This window comes from Microbacterium sp. 67-17 (genome assembly GCF_001898325.1).
Classification (GTDB): domain Bacteria; phylum Actinomycetota; class Actinomycetes; order Actinomycetales; family Microbacteriaceae; genus Microbacterium; species Microbacterium schleiferi.
Map to the genome: position 1 here is coordinate 309507 of NZ_MKTR01000024.1, position 15758 is coordinate 325264.

The 15758-nt window shown below is 67.9% G+C and carries 11 protein-coding genes; 5 read left to right on the forward strand and 6 right to left on the reverse strand.

Translation table 11 applies throughout. The features are described from left to right. Positions 1-43: 43 nt before the first annotated feature. Complete coding sequence (locus BGO47_RS11185; RefSeq protein ID WP_292711947.1) at positions 44-2848, forward strand: FtsK/SpoIIIE domain-containing protein; 2805 nt, start codon at positions 44-46, stop codon at positions 2846-2848. A 6-nt stretch (positions 2849-2854) separates the two neighbouring features. On the opposite strand, the gene BGO47_RS11190 is transcribed toward BGO47_RS11185, so the two are convergent. Next, positions 2855-3844: an asparaginase gene (locus tag BGO47_RS11190; RefSeq protein ID WP_292711949.1), complete on the reverse strand. Its 990-nt coding sequence runs from the start codon at positions 3842-3844 to the stop codon at positions 2855-2857. Positions 3845-3896: 52 nt separating this feature from the next. On the opposite strand from BGO47_RS11190, the gene BGO47_RS11195 reads away from it, so the two are divergent. Next, positions 3897-4379, forward strand: coding sequence for an OsmC family protein (locus BGO47_RS11195; RefSeq protein ID WP_292711951.1), 483 nt, complete (start codon positions 3897-3899; stop codon positions 4377-4379). Between the two features lie 9 nt (positions 4380-4388). Here BGO47_RS11195 and BGO47_RS11200 read toward each other — a convergent pair whose 3' ends face one another. Continuing rightward, positions 4389-5105, reverse strand: a complete 717-nt coding sequence (locus BGO47_RS11200; RefSeq protein WP_292712154.1) for a lysophospholipid acyltransferase family protein — start codon at positions 5103-5105, stop codon at positions 4389-4391. A 185-nt stretch (positions 5106-5290) separates the two neighbouring features. On the opposite strand from BGO47_RS11200, the gene BGO47_RS11205 reads away from it, so the two are divergent. Then, the gene (locus tag BGO47_RS11205) at positions 5291-6241 is read left to right on the forward strand and encodes an FKBP-type peptidyl-prolyl cis-trans isomerase (protein ID WP_292711953.1); all 951 of its coding nucleotides are present in this window, start codon (positions 5291-5293) and stop codon (positions 6239-6241) included. A gap of 48 nt (positions 6242-6289) precedes the next feature. Then, positions 6290-7375 (forward strand): 1-deoxy-D-xylulose-5-phosphate reductoisomerase, encoded by a 1086-nt coding sequence (gene dxr / locus BGO47_RS11210; protein WP_292711955.1) that lies wholly within the window; start codon positions 6290-6292, stop codon positions 7373-7375. Here the strand turns inward: dxr and pflA are convergent. The 3 genes from pflA to BGO47_RS11225 form a co-directional block, all read right to left on the reverse strand. Further along, entirely contained in the window at positions 7369-8181 is an 813-nt protein-coding gene (gene pflA, locus BGO47_RS11215) for a pyruvate formate-lyase-activating protein (RefSeq protein WP_292711957.1), read from the reverse strand. The two genes, dxr and pflA, sit on opposite strands and share 7 nt — an antisense overlap. 1 nt (position 8182) lies before the next feature. Next, a complete protein-coding gene (pflB, locus tag BGO47_RS11220) occupies positions 8183-10453 on the reverse strand; it encodes a formate C-acetyltransferase (protein ID WP_292711959.1) in 2271 nt (756 codons plus the stop codon). 219 nt (positions 10454-10672) lie between these two features. Further along, positions 10673-12319 (reverse strand): UDP-N-acetylmuramoyl-L-alanyl-D-glutamate--2,6-diaminopimelate ligase, encoded by a 1647-nt coding sequence (locus tag BGO47_RS11225; RefSeq protein ID WP_292711961.1) that lies wholly within the window; start codon positions 12317-12319, stop codon positions 10673-10675. Positions 12320-12383: 64 nt separating this feature from the next. Here BGO47_RS11225 and BGO47_RS11230 point away from each other — a divergent pair, with 64 nt between their 5' ends. Beyond that, on the forward strand, positions 12384-13703 hold the full coding sequence (locus BGO47_RS11230) for a M50 family metallopeptidase (protein WP_292711963.1): 1320 nt from the start codon (positions 12384-12386) through the stop codon (positions 13701-13703). 30 nt (positions 13704-13733) lie between these two features. On the opposite strand, the gene BGO47_RS11235 is transcribed toward BGO47_RS11230, so the two are convergent. Continuing rightward, on the reverse strand, positions 13734-15659 hold the full coding sequence (locus tag BGO47_RS11235; RefSeq protein ID WP_292711964.1) for a chorismate-binding protein: 1926 nt from the start codon (positions 15657-15659) through the stop codon (positions 13734-13736). Between the last annotated feature and the right edge of the window lie 99 nt (positions 15660-15758).

Here is a 15758-nt window from a genome sequence, read left to right on the forward strand (position 1 = left end):
CCCGTAACCGCGACCGCTCCAGACCGGATGATGGGCTGGGGCCATGCGTTCATCGTCTGGAACCGCACATCGCCGGTCATCTGTGAAGGACTCGCGCGGCCCTGCTCGCGGTACGACAGGACTTCCGGTTCTCGCGATGACGGTGCCGGTGCTCGGGGCAGTGGCACTGTGGGTGGTGACCGGGTCCGTTCTGAGTCTGTGGTTCGCCGCCCTCGCGCCGCTGATGGCTGTCGCAGGCTTCGGTGACCGGGTGTGGGCGGCACGGCGTGCGAGGCGCCGGGATGATGCCGTGGCCCAGGCGGATTCCGCCGCGCTGAGCGCGGCGCTCGAGGAGGAGCTCACCCATCGCCGCGACCGTGCATGGCGCGCCTCGCCCGACATTCGGCGGCTTCTGGAGGAACCGGCAGAGCTATGGCGGGAGGTCCCCGGCCGCCAGGAGCACCTGGTGTTGGGGAGTGGAGATGTAGCGACCGAACTGCCCGCTGCGCAGCTGACAGGCCTCGGCGCCGAGGGGTCTGCGCCCAAGAGTATGACGAGGGTACTGGGCGCGGGCGGACCGACGATGCGGGACGCTCCTATCGTGGTGCCGCTGCGAGGCAGTCTCGGGGTGGACGGGCCCGAGCCGCTCGTTGCCGGCGTCGTGCGCGCGATGATTGTGCAACTCTGTCTGGTCCATCCGCCGGGCCGGCTCGAGATTGTCGGAGACCTTCCGGAGAGCTTCGCCTGGGTCGAGGAGCTTCCGCACCGGGTCACCCCAGGCCAACACCGCGTCGCGCTTGGCTTCTCGAGTGGATGGGAGGGCGCCGCGGGAGCGGCCGACGCCACAATCCTCGTCGGGAGCGGGCGTGGCGCCGCAGTCCGGATGCTCGTCGGTCAGACATCCACAGGAGCGGCGCATGCGGCACTGGAGACCGCTGAGACCACGCTCGAGGTCGTTCCGCAGGTCCTCTCGGAGTTCCAGGCGAGCCTTCTGGCCCGTTCGTTGCGCGGGAGGATTGCGCCGACGGCGCCGGATGACAGCCCGCTGGCGCTGGGTGATTTGCTGGCTCCGCGCCGGACGCCAGCGCCCGGCGCGGGTTCCCGAACGCTCGCGGGTGCCATCGGCACTTCCGGTGCGAGACCGTTCTGCCTCGATCTGGTCAGCGATGGACCGCATGCGCTGGTGGTCGGCACGACAGGAAGCGGCAAGAGCGAACTGCTACGAACCTGGGTCGTCTCCCTTGCGGCGCACTACACCCCTGAGGACGTCGTGTTCGTCCTCGCCGATTTCAAGGGCGGCACCGCCTTTTCGTCCCTTCGGAGCCTCCCGCACGTCACCGGTGTGCTGACCGACCTCGATGCGGCCGCGGCAACGCGCGGTCTTGAGGGCCTGCGTGCGGAGGTGCGCCGCCGTGAGGGTGTGCTCGCGGCCGTCGGCATCCGTGACATCGCCGAGGGCGCGACCGGCCTTCCTCGACTGGTCGTGGTCGTCGACGAATTCGCCACGCTGCTGAGTTCTCACGGCGAGCTCGCTCACCTGTTCATCGACCTCACGGCGCGGGGTCGGGCGCTCGGTATCCACGTCATCCTCGGCACGCAGCGCGCCACCGGGGTGTTTCGAGAGGCGCTCCTTGCGAACTGTCTGCTGCGCGTCGTTCTGCGAGCCGCCGATGCGGCCGATTGCCGTCTGATGCTCGGAGATGACACCCCCCAGCGCAGGCCCGCCGGAGCGCACAGCGCCGGCACAGCCCACGTGAGACGGGCGGGAGACGAGCGCGCGGTGCGGATTCGCGTCGCGGTGGCAGACGACGAGTTTGTGTCTGAGCTCGCTGCCCGCGCCCAGGGTGCCCGGGTGCCGGCGCCGTGGCTCGAACCCCTCCCGGCCGATGCCCGGCTTCCCCGTCGTGAGGGGAACGACGACATGCTCCTCATCGGCATCGCTGACGAGCCCCACCTGCAGCGTCAGGAGCCGATCGGGCTGGCGCGATCCGATCGAGGGCTCTGCGTCATCGGCGCCGCCGGCTCGGGAGTGACCACTGCGTTGCACACCATTGCGGCGCAGATCGATCGCGTGGATGCGTGGATCGATGCAGGAGATCTCGAGGCGGCCTGGGATGACTTGAACCGCGTTGCCGTTTCGCGGGACGGCGCCGTCGTGGTGGATGAGGCTGACGCCCTGCTGGCCGCGCTTCCGCCGGACTACGCCCACGCCGCTGCCGGCCTCCTCGAAACGATAGCCCGCTCTTCTGGGGAGGAACGTCAGTTCCTGCTCGGTCTGGAACGCCTCACAGCGCCGCTCGCTCGCATCGCCGACCTGATGTCGCGCCGGCTCCTGCTTCGCCACACCCAGCGCACCGACTACCTCGCGGCCGGCGGCATGGCGAGCCACCACGACCCCACAGCTCCGCCGGGTCGAGGTCGGCTCAGCGGAACGCTCGTCCAGGTGTATCGGGCGGAAGCCTCTCCGCGGAGCGGAGCGGCGTCGCATCCCTCCCTCTGGCTGCCGCCTGCTGGGCTGACGAGCTGGGTCACGCGCGCCACCCCCGGCGCCGAGCGGACTCACGAGCAGTGGCTCGCTCACGGCGTGGAGATCATGAGCCCCGATGACGTACTCGGCGCTGGCGTTCCGCCGATGATTGAACCTGGACGCTCGCGCGTCGTGCGCGCTGAACCCGAGCAGTGGCAGCGATTCTGGGCCGCGCTCACGACCCTGCGCGCCCAGGGCCCGCTTCTCATTGATCCGTCCTGCTCGGGGGAGTACCGCATCCTCACCGGCCGACGAGACCTTCCTCCGCTGTGCCTTCCGGGGGCGCCGCGCGGATGGCTCCTTGAACCCGGATGCGACGTCGGCCGGGTGCGGCTCGGATGATCCGGGTCAGAACGCGGGGCAGATGACCCCGACGTCGCGCTCGCCGCCGCGGACCCGCAGAGGCAGCTCGTCCCGAGCTCGCGAAACGTCTGCGGCGCTCAGTGCACCAGCTCGCTCCAGAAGACGCAGCGCGACAATGGATGTGGCCCGGGCCGAGCCATCGAGCATCTTGAGGGCTGCGGTGGTCCCGTCCGGCGCGACCATGATCATCACACCTTCGGCGCCGCCCTTGGCAAAGACCCCGGTCTGTTCGATCGCGATCGTGTCGGCCCGGCCGGGACCGTCGATCGTCCAGGGATGCTGGCGCACTGCCGCAACAAGTGCTGCCGCGTTGCGGTGCAGAGCGAAGGGGGAGCGTTCGGAGGAACTTCCGATGCGGTGTGCTGCCTTGGCCAGGCCAGACAGGGAGAGGGCGAAGACGGGAGCGCCGCATCCATCGACAACGGATGCCTGCACGCGCTCTCCGGTCAGCCGCTCGACGAGCTCCCGAATCTGAACCTGCAGCGGATGCTCCGAGTCGAGGTACGTGGCGATGTCCCACCCCTGCGCGACGCACGCCGCCAGCATCGCAGCGTGCTTTCCCGAACAATTCATGCGGAGTCGCTCGGGCTCTCCTCCGGCGCGCACAAGCGCATCTCGTGTGGTCGTATCGGACGGCCAGGCAGGCGGGCACTGGAGGCTCCGCTCGTCCAGCCCGGCGGCGTCGAGGATGTCGCGGACGACGGCGACGTGCCGGTCGGTTCCCGCGTGGCTGGCGGTCGCGAGCGCCAGCGTCTCATCTTTGAGCTGTGCCCCCGCCGCGAGACATGCCAGTGCCTGGATCGGCTTCAGAGACGACCGCGGAAGGATGGGCGCATCGGTGTCACCAAGCCTCTCGATGACCTGACCATCGGGGTTCAGGACGATCGCCGCCCCGGCATGGCGCGACTCAACGAATCCGCCTCGTTCCACCCGCGCGAGCTCGACGGCAGCGGTAACAGGGAGGGTCTCAGGCACTCCCACAGCCTATCCGGGGCATCAGTGCGCACAGCGATGCCAGACTGGGCCCATGCTGGGTGAACACGAGTACACCGTTCGGGCCGAATGGACCGGCAACCGCGGTGTCGGTACCGCTGGCTACCGCGACTATGCCCGGGACGTCACGTTGCAGATCGAGGGGAAGCCGGAGCTTCTGGCCTCCAGCGACAAGCCGTTTCGTGGGGATGCTTCGCGGTGGAACCCGGAGGATCTCCTGGTTGCTGCCCTGAGCGAGTGCCACCTGCTGTCTTACTTGCACGCTGCCGTTCAGGCCGGGGTGGTGGTGGTCGCGTATCGGGACACCGCGACCGGCGTCATGGTGGAGGACGGTCGCGGCGGTGGCAGTTTCCGTGAGGTGACGCTGCACCCCGTTGTGACGGTGGCTGACGAGTCGATGCGGTCCGCCGCCGAGGCTGCCCACCACCAGGCCAACCAGTGGTGTTTCATCGCGAACTCGGTGAACTTTCCGGTCAACCATCGCCCCACGACACTCGTCGCAGGGCTCGAGGCCTGAACGCGCCGGTCAGCGGCGCTCGTGGGGGAGCGCCTGCTTGATGCGTTCGATGGGCGACTGCGGCTGGACTTCGTTGTAGGCGCCAGCGAGTTCCTGCCCGGACAGGGCGTGGATCGCGGCCATGATCTCATCGGTTGCCCCGCGGCGGGCGCGACCCGATGAGGAGTCGCCGTGGTGGGACAGGTCCAACGGCTGACCGAATTTGACAGTGATGCGATGCCTCGGGGAGGGCAGCGTCGCACCCTTCGGCATGACCTTGTCCGTGCCGATAAGGCCCACGGGAACGACGGGTGCGCCGGTCTGGAGTGCAAGGAAGGCTACCCCCGTGCGCCCTTTGTAGAGGCGACCGTCGACAGAACGTGTGCCCTCCGGATACAGGGCGACGGCGCTCCCCGCCTCGAGGAGCGCACGCTGCTGATCCAGGGCGTCGAGGGCGGCTTGACCTGCGCCACGACGAACCGGAATCGCTCCGATCGACGTGAAGAACTGTCGCGATGCCCATCCCGAAAGACCCGAACCTTCGAAGTAGCTGGACTTCGCGAGGAAGTGAACCCGACGCGGTGCCGCGACCGGGATGGCGATCGAGTCGATGAACGAGAGATGGTTGCTCGCGAAGATGACGGGCCCGCTTCGCGGTACGAGATGCTTGCCTTCGACTCGCGGTCGATAGATCAGACGTGCAAGCGGCGCGATCACCATGCGCCCGAGCACATACGTGACCCCCATGCGGTGGATCCGGGTGCCGTCGCTGAGGAGCTCCTCGGCTGCGGGGGCGGTGGGGTCGACGGTCACCCGTCGAGGCTACCGCCGGTTTCATTCCCTGTTCGGAATGGCAGGGGCAATGCGATTCCCAGCAGAGACAGAGGAATTGTGCGAAAGGATGGAGAATCCGCCCACAGCAGAGGACCATTGTGCGCTCACGCTCCCTTCTTGCCCTGACCGTCGCCGCGACCGCGGCACTACTTCTGGCTGGCTGTACATCGGCTGCCGAAAGCGACCCGACTGCGACATCCGTGAACAACGGTGGACTCTGCGCGGCAGCGGCCGACTCCGGCCCCGTCTCCGAATCTGTCACCGTCGAGGGCGAGTTCGGACAGGTCCCCACCGCCTCTTTCTCGACGCCCATCGCCGTTGATGCGCTGCAGCGGACTGTCGCCATCACCGGCGACGGAACTGCGCTGACAGACGGTGCGTATGTCTCGTACGCCCTCACCGTCTTCGACGGTGACACGGGAGCGCAGGTGGATTCCGCGGGGTATGACGAGGCCGCGCCGCTCGCGCCGATTCCGGTGGAAGCCGGCACGGGTATCGATGAGTTCTTCGGATGCGCAACGGCGGGATCCCGCATCGTTCTGGCAGTGCCTGGTCAGGGTGAAACCGCAGCGCAGGTCTACGTCCTCGATGTGCTCGATGTGACTCCGGCTGATCAGTGGTGCCAGGTCGTGGACGCGGACGCTGCCATGCCCACCGTCGCCTTCGACGAGAGCGGTGCCCCCGCCATCGCGATCCCGGCATCAGACCCGCCCAGCGGCGTCGTCGTCGACGTTCTCACCGAAGGTGACGGCGCCGTCGTCGAGCCCGGTGACAGCGTCACGGTCAACTACACCGGCGTGAAATGGAGCGATGGCACCGTCTTCGACTCCAGTTGGGAGAAGGGTTCGCCCGCGACCTTCCAGACCACGCAGGTCGTGTCCGGCTTCCAGCGCGCCCTCGAAGGGCAGAAGGTCGGCTCGACGGTCCTCGTGTCGATGTCGCCCCTGTGCGGATACGGCGAAGCATCAGTGACCAACACCAACGCGCTGGCCGGCGAAACTCTCGTCTTCGTCGTGCAGATCATCTCCACCGAGCCCGCAGCCGGCTGAGCACCGCCCTGACGCGGCGCAGCGTGAGGCCCTCGATAGGCTGAGCGCATGCGCCGCGTCATCATTCTCGGTTCCAGTGGGTCGATCGGCACACAGGCCCTCGACGTCATTCGGGGCAACCGGCACCGGTTCGAGATCGTGGGCCTTGCCACCGGGAGTCAGCGCGACGTGCTTGAGGCGCAGGCCCGCGAGTTCGGTGTCGAGAGCACGGCTGTCGGCATCCATGAGGCAGAGCAGCTGGTCCGGGATGTCGAGGCTGACGTCGTCCTCAATGGCATCACGGGCTCGGTCGGCCTCGGGCCAACCATCGCAGCTCTCGAGCAAGGGCGAACGCTCGCCCTTGCGAACAAGGAATCTCTCATCGTCGGTGGAGAACTGGTGACAGCGCTCTCACAACCGGGCCAGATCGTGCCGGTCGATTCCGAGCACTCTGCACTTGCCCAGGCCCTGCGTTCCGGCGAACGAGCGGAGGTCCGCCGCTTGGTGCTGACTGCGTCAGGGGGCCCGTTCCGTGGCCGCTCCCGCGAAGCGCTGGAGTCGGTGAAGCCCGCCGAAGCGCTGGCGCATCCGACCTGGAACATGGGTCGGGTCGTCACGACGAACTCGGCGACCCTGGTCAACAAGGGCCTCGAGGTGATCGAGGCGCACCTGCTGTTCGACGTGCCCTACGCGCAGATCGACGTGGTGGTGCATCCACAGTCGGTTGTCCACTCGATGGTGGAGTTCAGTGATGGCTCCACCATCGCCCAGGCATCCCCGCCCGATATGCGCCTCCCGATCTCGCTCGGCCTGGACTGGCCGCATCGCATTGCCGGAGTCGGCGTCCCCATCGACTGGAGCACCGCGACCACCTGGAGCTTCGAGCCGCTGGACGAGACAGCCTTTCCCGCCGTCGCGTTGGCAAAGCGAGTGGGGCGCGCGGGCGGAACGTATCCGGCGGTGTTCAACGCTGCCAACGAGGTCGCGGTGGATGCTTTCCACGACGGTCGCATCGGGTTCCTTGGCATCCTCGATACCGTCGAGCGGGTCGTCGAGGCTCATGACGCCCCGTCATCGCTCACCCGAGAGAGCCTTGCTGACGCCGAGGCGTGGGCCCGCCGCGCGGCGGCTGAACTCGTGCGGGGCGGTCAGTAGGTCGTGAGGCCCCGCGCCCGGAACTGCTGGCGCACGCGTTCGATCAGCTCCGGCTCGGGGGCCCGGGTCTCGGCGAGGCTGTAGGCGCGCCCCAGGCGGTCCCACTTCGAGGCGCCCATCTGGTGGAACGGGAGAACCTCGACCCGCTCCACGTTCGGCCACCGCGTGACGATCTCGGCGACGGCGTCGACGTTGTCTTCGGCATCCGTGAGGCCTGGCACGAGAACGAAGCGGATCCACGTGGGGATTCCCCGGGCGGCGAGGCGGTCACCGAAGTCGATGGTCGGTTGCAGTTCGCGTCCGGTGACCGTGCGGTACGTCTCGGGGATGCCGGATTTCACGTCCAGCAGCACGAGGCTGACATCGTCGAGCATCGCGTCAGACGCGTTGCGACCCAGGTAGCCCGAGGTGTCGATGGCGGTGTGGATGCCTTCTGCTGCCGCCTCGTGGAGGATTCGGGCAACGAAGGCGGACTGCTGCAGCGGCTCGCCACCTGAGATCGTCAGCCCGCCGCCGGTGGCCCGGAAGACGCCAGCGTAACGGCGGATGCGGGTGACGATCTCGGCGAGCGTCGTGGGCGTTCCATCCTTCTGGAGCCACGTGTCGGGGTTCTGGCAGTACTGGCAGCGCAGCGGGCAGCCGGAGAGGAACAGCGTCATCCGGGTACCCGGCCCGTCGACGGCGGTGACAAGCTCCCAGGAGTGGACGCTTCCCATCTCGCCGGCGCGGGCCGCCTCCAGACGCGCGTGGTGCGTCTCGAGGCGGCCCGCGTGGACCGTCGGCTGCGGGAGCGCGACGGCGGCCATGTCACACCCCCGTGTGGAAGGTGCGGCTGATCACGTCGAGCTGCTGCTCGCGGGTGAGCCGGACGAAGTTGACCGCGTAACCCGAGACCCGGATGGTCAACTGGGGGTAGTTCTCCGGGTTCTCCATCGCATCTTCGAGCGTTTCCCGCGTGAGCACGTTGACGTTCAGGTGGTAACCACCCGCAGCCATCTGGGCATCCAGGAGCCCGACGAGGTTTGCGACCCGCTCGTCCTCGGTGCGGCCGAGTCCCGCGGGAACGACCGTCGTGGTCAGCGAGATGCCGTCCTGGGCCTGGTCGAAGGGGATCTTGGCGACCGACAGGGTAGCTGCGAGCATCCCGTGCGTGTCGCGTCCGTTCATCGGGTTCGCGCCTGGCGCGAAGGGGGCCCCCGCGCGGCGGCCGTCGGGGGTGTTGCCGGTGGCCTTGCCGTAGACGACGTTCGAGGTGATCGTCAGCACGGACTGCGTGTGCACGGCATTCCGGTACGTCGGGTGCGAACGCAGCATCTCCATGAACTCGGTCACGAGCTCCCGCGCGATGTCATCGACACGGTCGTCGTCGTTGCCGTAGGTGGGGAACTCGCCCTCCACGACGTAGTCGACGACGAGGCCCGTCTCATCGCGAACCGGAGAAACCCGAGCGAACTTGATCGCCGACAGGGAGTCCGCAGCCACCGACAATCCCGCGATGCCGCAGGCCATCGTCCGAAGGACCTCCCGGTCGTGCAGGGCCATCTCGAGGCGCTCGTACGCGTACTTGTCGTGCATGTAGTGGATGCAGTTGAGTGCATCCACGTAGGTCGCGGCAAGCCACTCCATCATCGTGCGGAACTTGCCGCGCACGTCGTCGTAGTCGAGGACGTCGCCGACGACGGCCGGCAGGACGGGGGCAACCTGCTTGCCGGTGACCTCGTCGCGTCCACCGTTGATGGCGTAGAGGAGGGTCTTGGCGAGGTTCACCCGGGCACCGAAGAACTGCATCTGCTTGCCGACGCTCATCGGTGAGACGCAGCAGGCGATCGCCGCATCGTCTCCGCACAGGCCCCGGATGAGGGCGTCCGACTCGTACTGGATGGAGGACGTGTCGATCGAGACCTTCGCGCAGAACTCCTTGAACCCGCGGGGGAGGTCGTTGGACCACAGCACCGTCAGGTTGGGCTCCGGAGCCGGACCGAGGTTGTACAGCGTCTGCAGGAATCGGAACGCAGTCTTGGTGACCTGAGTCCGCCCGTCAACGCCCGTGCCCCCCAGCGACTCGGTCACCCATGTCGGGTCGCCGGAGAACAGGGCGTCGTACTCGGGCGTGCGCAAGAACCGCACGATCCGAAGCTTGATGACGAGGTCATCGATGAGTTCCTGCGCTCCCGTTTCGTCGAGGACGCCGGCCTCCAGGTCGCGCTGGATGTAGACATCCAGGAACCCGGTGTTGCGGCCGAAGCTCATCGCTGCGCCGTTTTGCTCCTTCACCGCACCGAGGTAGGCGAAGTAGAGCCATTGCAACGCTTCGCGGGCGTTCGCGGCGGGACGCGCGATGTCGTATCCGTACGTCGCTGCCATCCGGGTCAGCTCCTGCAGCGCGCGGATCTGCTCGGCATTCTCTTCGCGGCTCCGGATGATGTCCTCGGTCGAGAAGTGCATGTCGAGCTCGGCGTGTTCGGCCTTCTTGGCGTCGATCAGTGCGTCGGTGCCGTACAGCGCGACCCGGCGGTAGTCGCCGATGATGCGACCGCGGCCGTACGCGTCCGGAAGCCCCGTGATGAGGTGGCTGCTGCGGGCTCGGCGCACGGCGGGCGGGTAGACGTCGAACACGCCGTCGTTATGGGTCTTGCGGTAGGTCGTGAAGATCTTCTCCAGATCCGCCGGCACGTCGTAGCCATAGGTCTCGAGGGCACCCTTGACCATCCGCCATCCACCGTTGGGCATGATGGCTCGCTTGAGCGGGGCGTCGGTCTGTAGGCCGACGATCAGTTCGTCGTCGCGGGTGATGTAGCCCGGCGCGTGCGAGGTGATGGTCGAGGGCGTCGTGGCGTCGACGTCGTAGACGCCACGCTCACGCTCCGCGGGGAACATCGCCGTGAGGGTCTGCCAGACCCGGTGCGTGCGCTCAGTAGCGCCCGTCAGGAACGAGGCATCACCGCTGTAGGGCGTGTAGTTGCGCTGAATGAAGTCGCGGACGTCGATGGCATCCTGCCAGGGGCCGGCGACGAATCCGTCCCAGGCTGCGGGGATCGCGTCTGCCTGGTCGACGGGGATGGGGGTGACGGTGCTCATGGTGACGCATCTCCTTCGTGGGTGTCGAAGTGTCGGTCACTCGTCTCGGCGACGGGTTACGCCGCCGCGGGAGTGCTTCTGACACCGACGCTAGACCCGCGTCTCAGGCACGTCCGAAAGATGCACGAAACACTGCATCCATGTGGTCTGACCACACGGATGTTTGTGGTCAGACCACAACACCCGAGTCCACGCTTTCTGCCTCGCGCGGACCTGGGATCAGTCGGGGTAGGGAACCGGCCAGCGAGGCTCGGGAACCGGCCAGCCGGCCTCCCGCAGGGCTCGGCGCGACAGCTCCCGGGCCGAATAGGGGGTCCGCACGCCGCGGATGTCGCGGTAGTCCTGGTGGCCGGGTCCTGCCCACAGGATCGCGTCGCCATCTCCAACCAGTGCCACGGCCTCGACGATCGCTCGCTCGGGGGGCGAGTACTCGTAGATCTCGGCATCCGGTCGCGCTCGCCGAGCCCCCTCGAGCAAGGTCGCCCGAATCGAATCGGGGTCCTCGAACCTCGGGTGGTGGTCGGTGATGACCAGGATGTCGCTGCCCTCGACCGCGGTGCGGCCCATGTCGTGGCGTTTGCTCTTGTCGCGATCGCCGTCGGCGCCGAAGAGCATGAGGACCCGCCCCGGTGTGACGCGCCGGACGGCGGCGAGTGTCTTCTCGAAGGCGTCGGGGGAGTGGCCGAAATCGACGTAGATGGCGGGTCCTGACGGCCCTGACACGAGCTCGGTTCGCCCGGGCAGGTGGGCGCGGATGACTCCTTCGTCGAGGGTCTGGGTTAGGCGGGCCCAGTCGTACCCTCCCTCGAAGATCATCACGATCGCCTGGGCTGCGTTTGCTGCCATGTGGCGGCCGATCACGGGGACCGTGGTCGACAGCGAACGCCCCTCGGGCCCCGAGAGGCGGAATCGTGTGCCGTCGGGCTGTTCGTCGAGGATCTCGACCGTCCAGTCAGCCGCTGCTGCGGCATCCGGATCGGCGGCGATCGCCGGGGTGCCGATCGTGACGTACGGTACCTCGCAGGCTGCGACGACGTCGGCACCGAACGCGGAGTCGAGGCAGATCACGGCTCGGCGCGAGCGGTCGGGGCGAAACAGCGGCACCTTCGCCTGGAAGTACTCAGCCATGTCGGCGTAGTCGTCGAGGTGGTCGTGCGAGAGGTTGGTGAACCCGGCCACGTCGAACACGATGCCGTCGACCCGCTGGCGGCTGAGGGCCTGGGCGCTGACTTCGATGGCGACGGCCTCGACGCCGCGTTCGCGCATGAGGGCGAGGAGGGCGTGCATTTCGTAGGCCTCGGGAGTCGTGAGGCGGGAGACGATGACATCGCCGGCGATGTGGCGCTCGGCTGTCGATGAAAGCCCCGAGGTGACGCCGAGCTGGGTGAGGATGCCCTCGAGCAGATGCGACACGCTCGTCTTACCGTTCGTGCCGGTCGTCCCGAACAGGATCGGAAGCGTGTCCTCAGGCCCGGTCGAATACACCCAGGCCGACAGGGCACCGAGGATCCCGCGCGGGTCGGGAACGACGATCGTCGGCAGGCCGCTTCCCAGAGCACGTTCGCGACCCGCGGCATCCGTGACGACGGCGACAGCTCCTCGCACTGCCGCATCGCCCGCGAACTCCGCGCCGTGGCGGGTTGCGCCCTGGACGGCGACGAACAGATCGCCGGGGCGGAGGTCGGCGGTCGCGAGAGTGAGGCCGGTGACGGATGCCGACGCGTCGGTCTCCGCGCCCTGAGCTTCGTCGTCGCCTCCGCGCCGCTCGATCGAGGCTCCGAGGTGCGCCGCGAGGTCCGCGAGGCGGTGCGCGGGCGGGTTCTGCGGCCGGAGCACGGGCGGCAGGTTCGCGGGATCTGTCGTCATGGCGCCTCCATCTTCTCACCCGCGCACTGGGCTGACTCAAAGGCAGAGCCGATAGCGTGGCGGCGTGGATGTGGTCGCCTTCATCGTCGGTGTCGTCGTGCTCGTGGTGGGCCTGGCGATCTCGATCGCGCTGCACGAGATTGGCCACCTCGTTCCCGCGAAGCGGTTCGGGGTGCGGGTCGGTCAGTACATGGTGGGTTTCGGGCCAACGCTCTGGTCCCGCCGCCGGGGCGAGACCGAATACGGCGTGAAAGCGATTCCGCTCGGCGGCTACATCTCCATGGCCGGCATGTACCCACCTTCGCCGACCGCACGCGCTGCGGCAGCCGAAGGCGGCGCAGTTTCGGGTCGCGCAGGCGGCGGCTTCTTCGCGACGATGGTGCAGGATGCCCGCGCGGCGAACGACGAGACGCTCGACGGTGCAGACGATGACCGTGTCTTCTATCGGCTGCCGGTGTACAAGCGCGTCATCATCATGCTCGGCGGGCCGCTCATGAACCTCGTGTTCGCGATCTTCCTCATGACCGTCGTGCTCAGCGGCATCGGTGTGCAGACCGTGACGAACACCGTTGCAACGGTGAGCACGTGTGTTCCCGCCGAGGCTGGCCAGCAGTGTCAGGCTGGCGATCCGCCCTCACCGGCTGCCGCAGCAGGCATCCAGTCCGGCGATGTCATCGTGTCGGTCGACGGGCACGAGGTCTCGGACTTTGCCGCGGCAGCTGCCCTGATCCAGGGCGTGCCCGGGGAAAGTGTGCCGATCGTGGTCGACCGCGGTGGCCAGACCCTCTCGCTGTCGGTGACCCCCGACACCGTGACCCGTCAGGTGGTCGACGAGGACGGTCAGACAGCCGACACCCAGGTCGGCGTCATCGGTGTCACGGGGACTGTCGAATACGTGCGTCAGCCGATCTGGTCAGGCCCCGTCGCCGCGGTCGAGAACGTCGGAGCAGTGGCCGGGATCATCGTGCAGCTTCCCGTGAAGGTCTACGAGACGGCGGCGTCCCTCGTGACCGGCGCCGAGCGCGATCCGAACGGGCCGCTCAGTATCGTCGGTGCCGGCGCGATCGCGGGTGAAGTGGCAGCAACCGATGCCCCGGTCGTCAATCGCGTCGCGGTCATCCTCTCGCTCCTGGCGTCACTGAACATCGCGCTGTTCGTGTTCAACCTCATTCCGTTGCTCCCGCTGGACGGGGGTCACATCGCCGTCGCGCTGTGGGGCGGCATCCGCAGCTGGTGGGCGCGCATTCGCGGACGCGCCGAACCCGCTCCGATCGATGCGACCAAACTCGTGCCTCTGACCTTCGTTGTGGTCATAGCCCTGATTGCGATGACTGGGATCCTGATCATCGCTGACCTCGTGAACCCCATCTCGCTCTTCGGCTGAGAGAGTCGCGCCGGGCGCCAGCCGCGAATGTCAGGCGGGGTCGAGTGCCCACTCGATGAGCTGGCGCAGCGTCGACATGCCATCGCGCGAGAGGATCGATTCCAGATGGCCCTGCACGGAGGCGAATCCGGTGCCCCGCAGCGCGTAGACATCGCCCGTTGCCTGATCCGCCGCGATCTCCACACCGGCAATTGTCGTCCCCGGAGCGCAGCGCGCCGTGAAGGTGTTGTAGAAGCCGATCGAAGCGGGCTGCCCGAAAACATCGACCGTCAGCTGCAAGCCCTGGTGAGGCTGCGCGAGCGGAGCGAGTTCGAGGCCCAGTTCGCTCGCGAGGATCTGATGGCTGAGACACACCGCGAGCAGCGGTGCGGATGCTGCGCGGCGCCGCGCGATGATCTCCCGCAGCCTCGCCATCCGTGGTGACGCGGGATCCAGCGGGTCGCCGGGCCCGGGCCCCGACACGAGCAGCTCCGCAGCGTCTACCGCGTCATCGGTGACGGCATCCCACGGCACGATCGCAACATCGAGGCCAAGGTGGCTCAACTGGTGCGCGAGCATCGTCGTGAAGCGGTCTTCGGCGTCGACCACCAGCGCCCGGCGCCCCGCGAACGGCCCTGACCCCACCGGTTCCTGCGGGTTCAGCCAGAACGGCGCGAGCCTCGCGTTCCTGGACTCCAGGAGGGCCCCGATCGTCGGATCATCAGCCAACCGCAGCGGCGCAGCAGTCGGAGCGTCCTCGTCGAGAGTTACGACGGCAGGCTGGGCATCGCGCGGGATCGCTCCGATCGCCCCCAGCACTCCGGCTGCCTTGCCGTGCGTCTCGCTGACCTCGCCATACGGGTCGGAGTGGCGCACGAGCGTGGCGCCGACGGGCACTCGCAGGCGTCCATCCTCGATATAGGCGGTGCGGATGAGGATCGGGGCGTCGAGGTCGTGGGTAACGGCGTCAGCTCCCGGAGCCTTCGCGGCGTCGGTACGCGGCGTGAACAGTGCGGCGACCCCCGAGTAGTAGCCGCGTGGAGTCGTCTCGTGCCGGGTGATCACGGTGCACGCGTTCTGCATGGGAGAGCCCGTGACCGTCGGTGCGAACATGGTCTCGCGCAGGATGTCGCGCGGGTCAAGCCTGCTCGACCCGCGCAGCATGTACTCGGTGTGTGTGAGGCGCGACATCTCTTTCAGGTGCGGGCCGGTGATGCGCCCGCCGTCCGTGCATACGGCGCTCATCATCTTGAGCTCTTCGTCGACGACCATGAACAGCTCTTCGGTCTCCTTGGTGGAGCGCAGGAATTCGCTGAGGTTGTCGACGCTCGCCCCTCCCTCGGGATGCCGGAAGGTTCCCGAGATCGGATTCATCGTGACGATGCCGCCCTCGGCGCTGACGTGCGCTTCGGGACTCGCCCCGACCGCGACATGGCCGTCGGTCACCACCGCGAAGGTCCAATAGGCGCCGCGCTCATGCTCCAGCAGAGCCCGGAACCAGGCGAGCGCCGCGACCCGTGGGTCAGCGTCGACGTCGGCCGTGAAATCGCGACGGATGACGAAGTTGGCGCCCTCGCCGCGACCGATCTCATCGGCGATGACCCGACGCACGATATCGGCATACGCCTCGTCGTCGATGTCGAACCCGGCGTTTCGGAGCGGAATGTCGTCGTGAGGGAGGATGGCCAGCGCCTCATCGCGCGGATAGGTGGCACGCTCGGTGATCACCAGACACCGCAGCGGGGCATCGTCATCGTGGCAGGCGAACCCGCGTTCGCGGACCTGTCGGAACGGCACGAGTGCGAGAACCTCGCGGGGCGTCCCATCAGCTGCCAGCAGGGGGATGTCGCGCAACAGCTCGACATCGACGACGTCGCCGGTGAGCACTTCGACGGTGACGGCGTCGCGGGCGAGGATGGCGAACGGCAGGTCGCTGGTGGCGAGCCCGGCAAGCGGGGGAAGGGGAGTCCCGGTCATGGATCGGTCTTTCGTCGTGGGGCGGCCACCCTCACAAAGAAGACCGCCCCGGGGGCGGTCTCAGGATCAACGAGCACACCGCCTCAGACGGTGGGCCAC

Coding starts and splice junctions, on each gene's coding strand:
- dxr (WP_292711955.1), top strand. CDS start 6,290: ATGCGCCGCGTCATCATTCTCGGTTCCAGTGGGTCGATCGGCACACAG.
- BGO47_RS11235 (WP_292711964.1), bottom strand. CDS start 15,659: ATGACCGGGACTCCCCTTCCCCCGCTTGCCGGGCTCGCCACCAGCGAC.
- BGO47_RS11185 (WP_292711947.1), top strand. CDS start 44: ATGCGTTCATCGTCTGGAACCGCACATCGCCGGTCATCTGTGAAGGAC.
- pflB (WP_292711959.1), bottom strand. CDS start 10,453: ATGAGCACCGTCACCCCCATCCCCGTCGACCAGGCAGACGCGATCCCC.
- BGO47_RS11195 (WP_292711951.1), top strand. CDS start 3,897: ATGCTGGGTGAACACGAGTACACCGTTCGGGCCGAATGGACCGGCAAC.
- BGO47_RS11200 (WP_292712154.1), bottom strand. CDS start 5,105: ATGGGGGTCACGTATGTGCTCGGGCGCATGGTGATCGCGCCGCTTGCA.
- pflA (WP_292711957.1), bottom strand. CDS start 8,181: ATGGCCGCCGTCGCGCTCCCGCAGCCGACGGTCCACGCGGGCCGCCTC.
- BGO47_RS11225 (WP_292711961.1), bottom strand. CDS start 12,319: ATGACGACAGATCCCGCGAACCTGCCGCCCGTGCTCCGGCCGCAGAAC.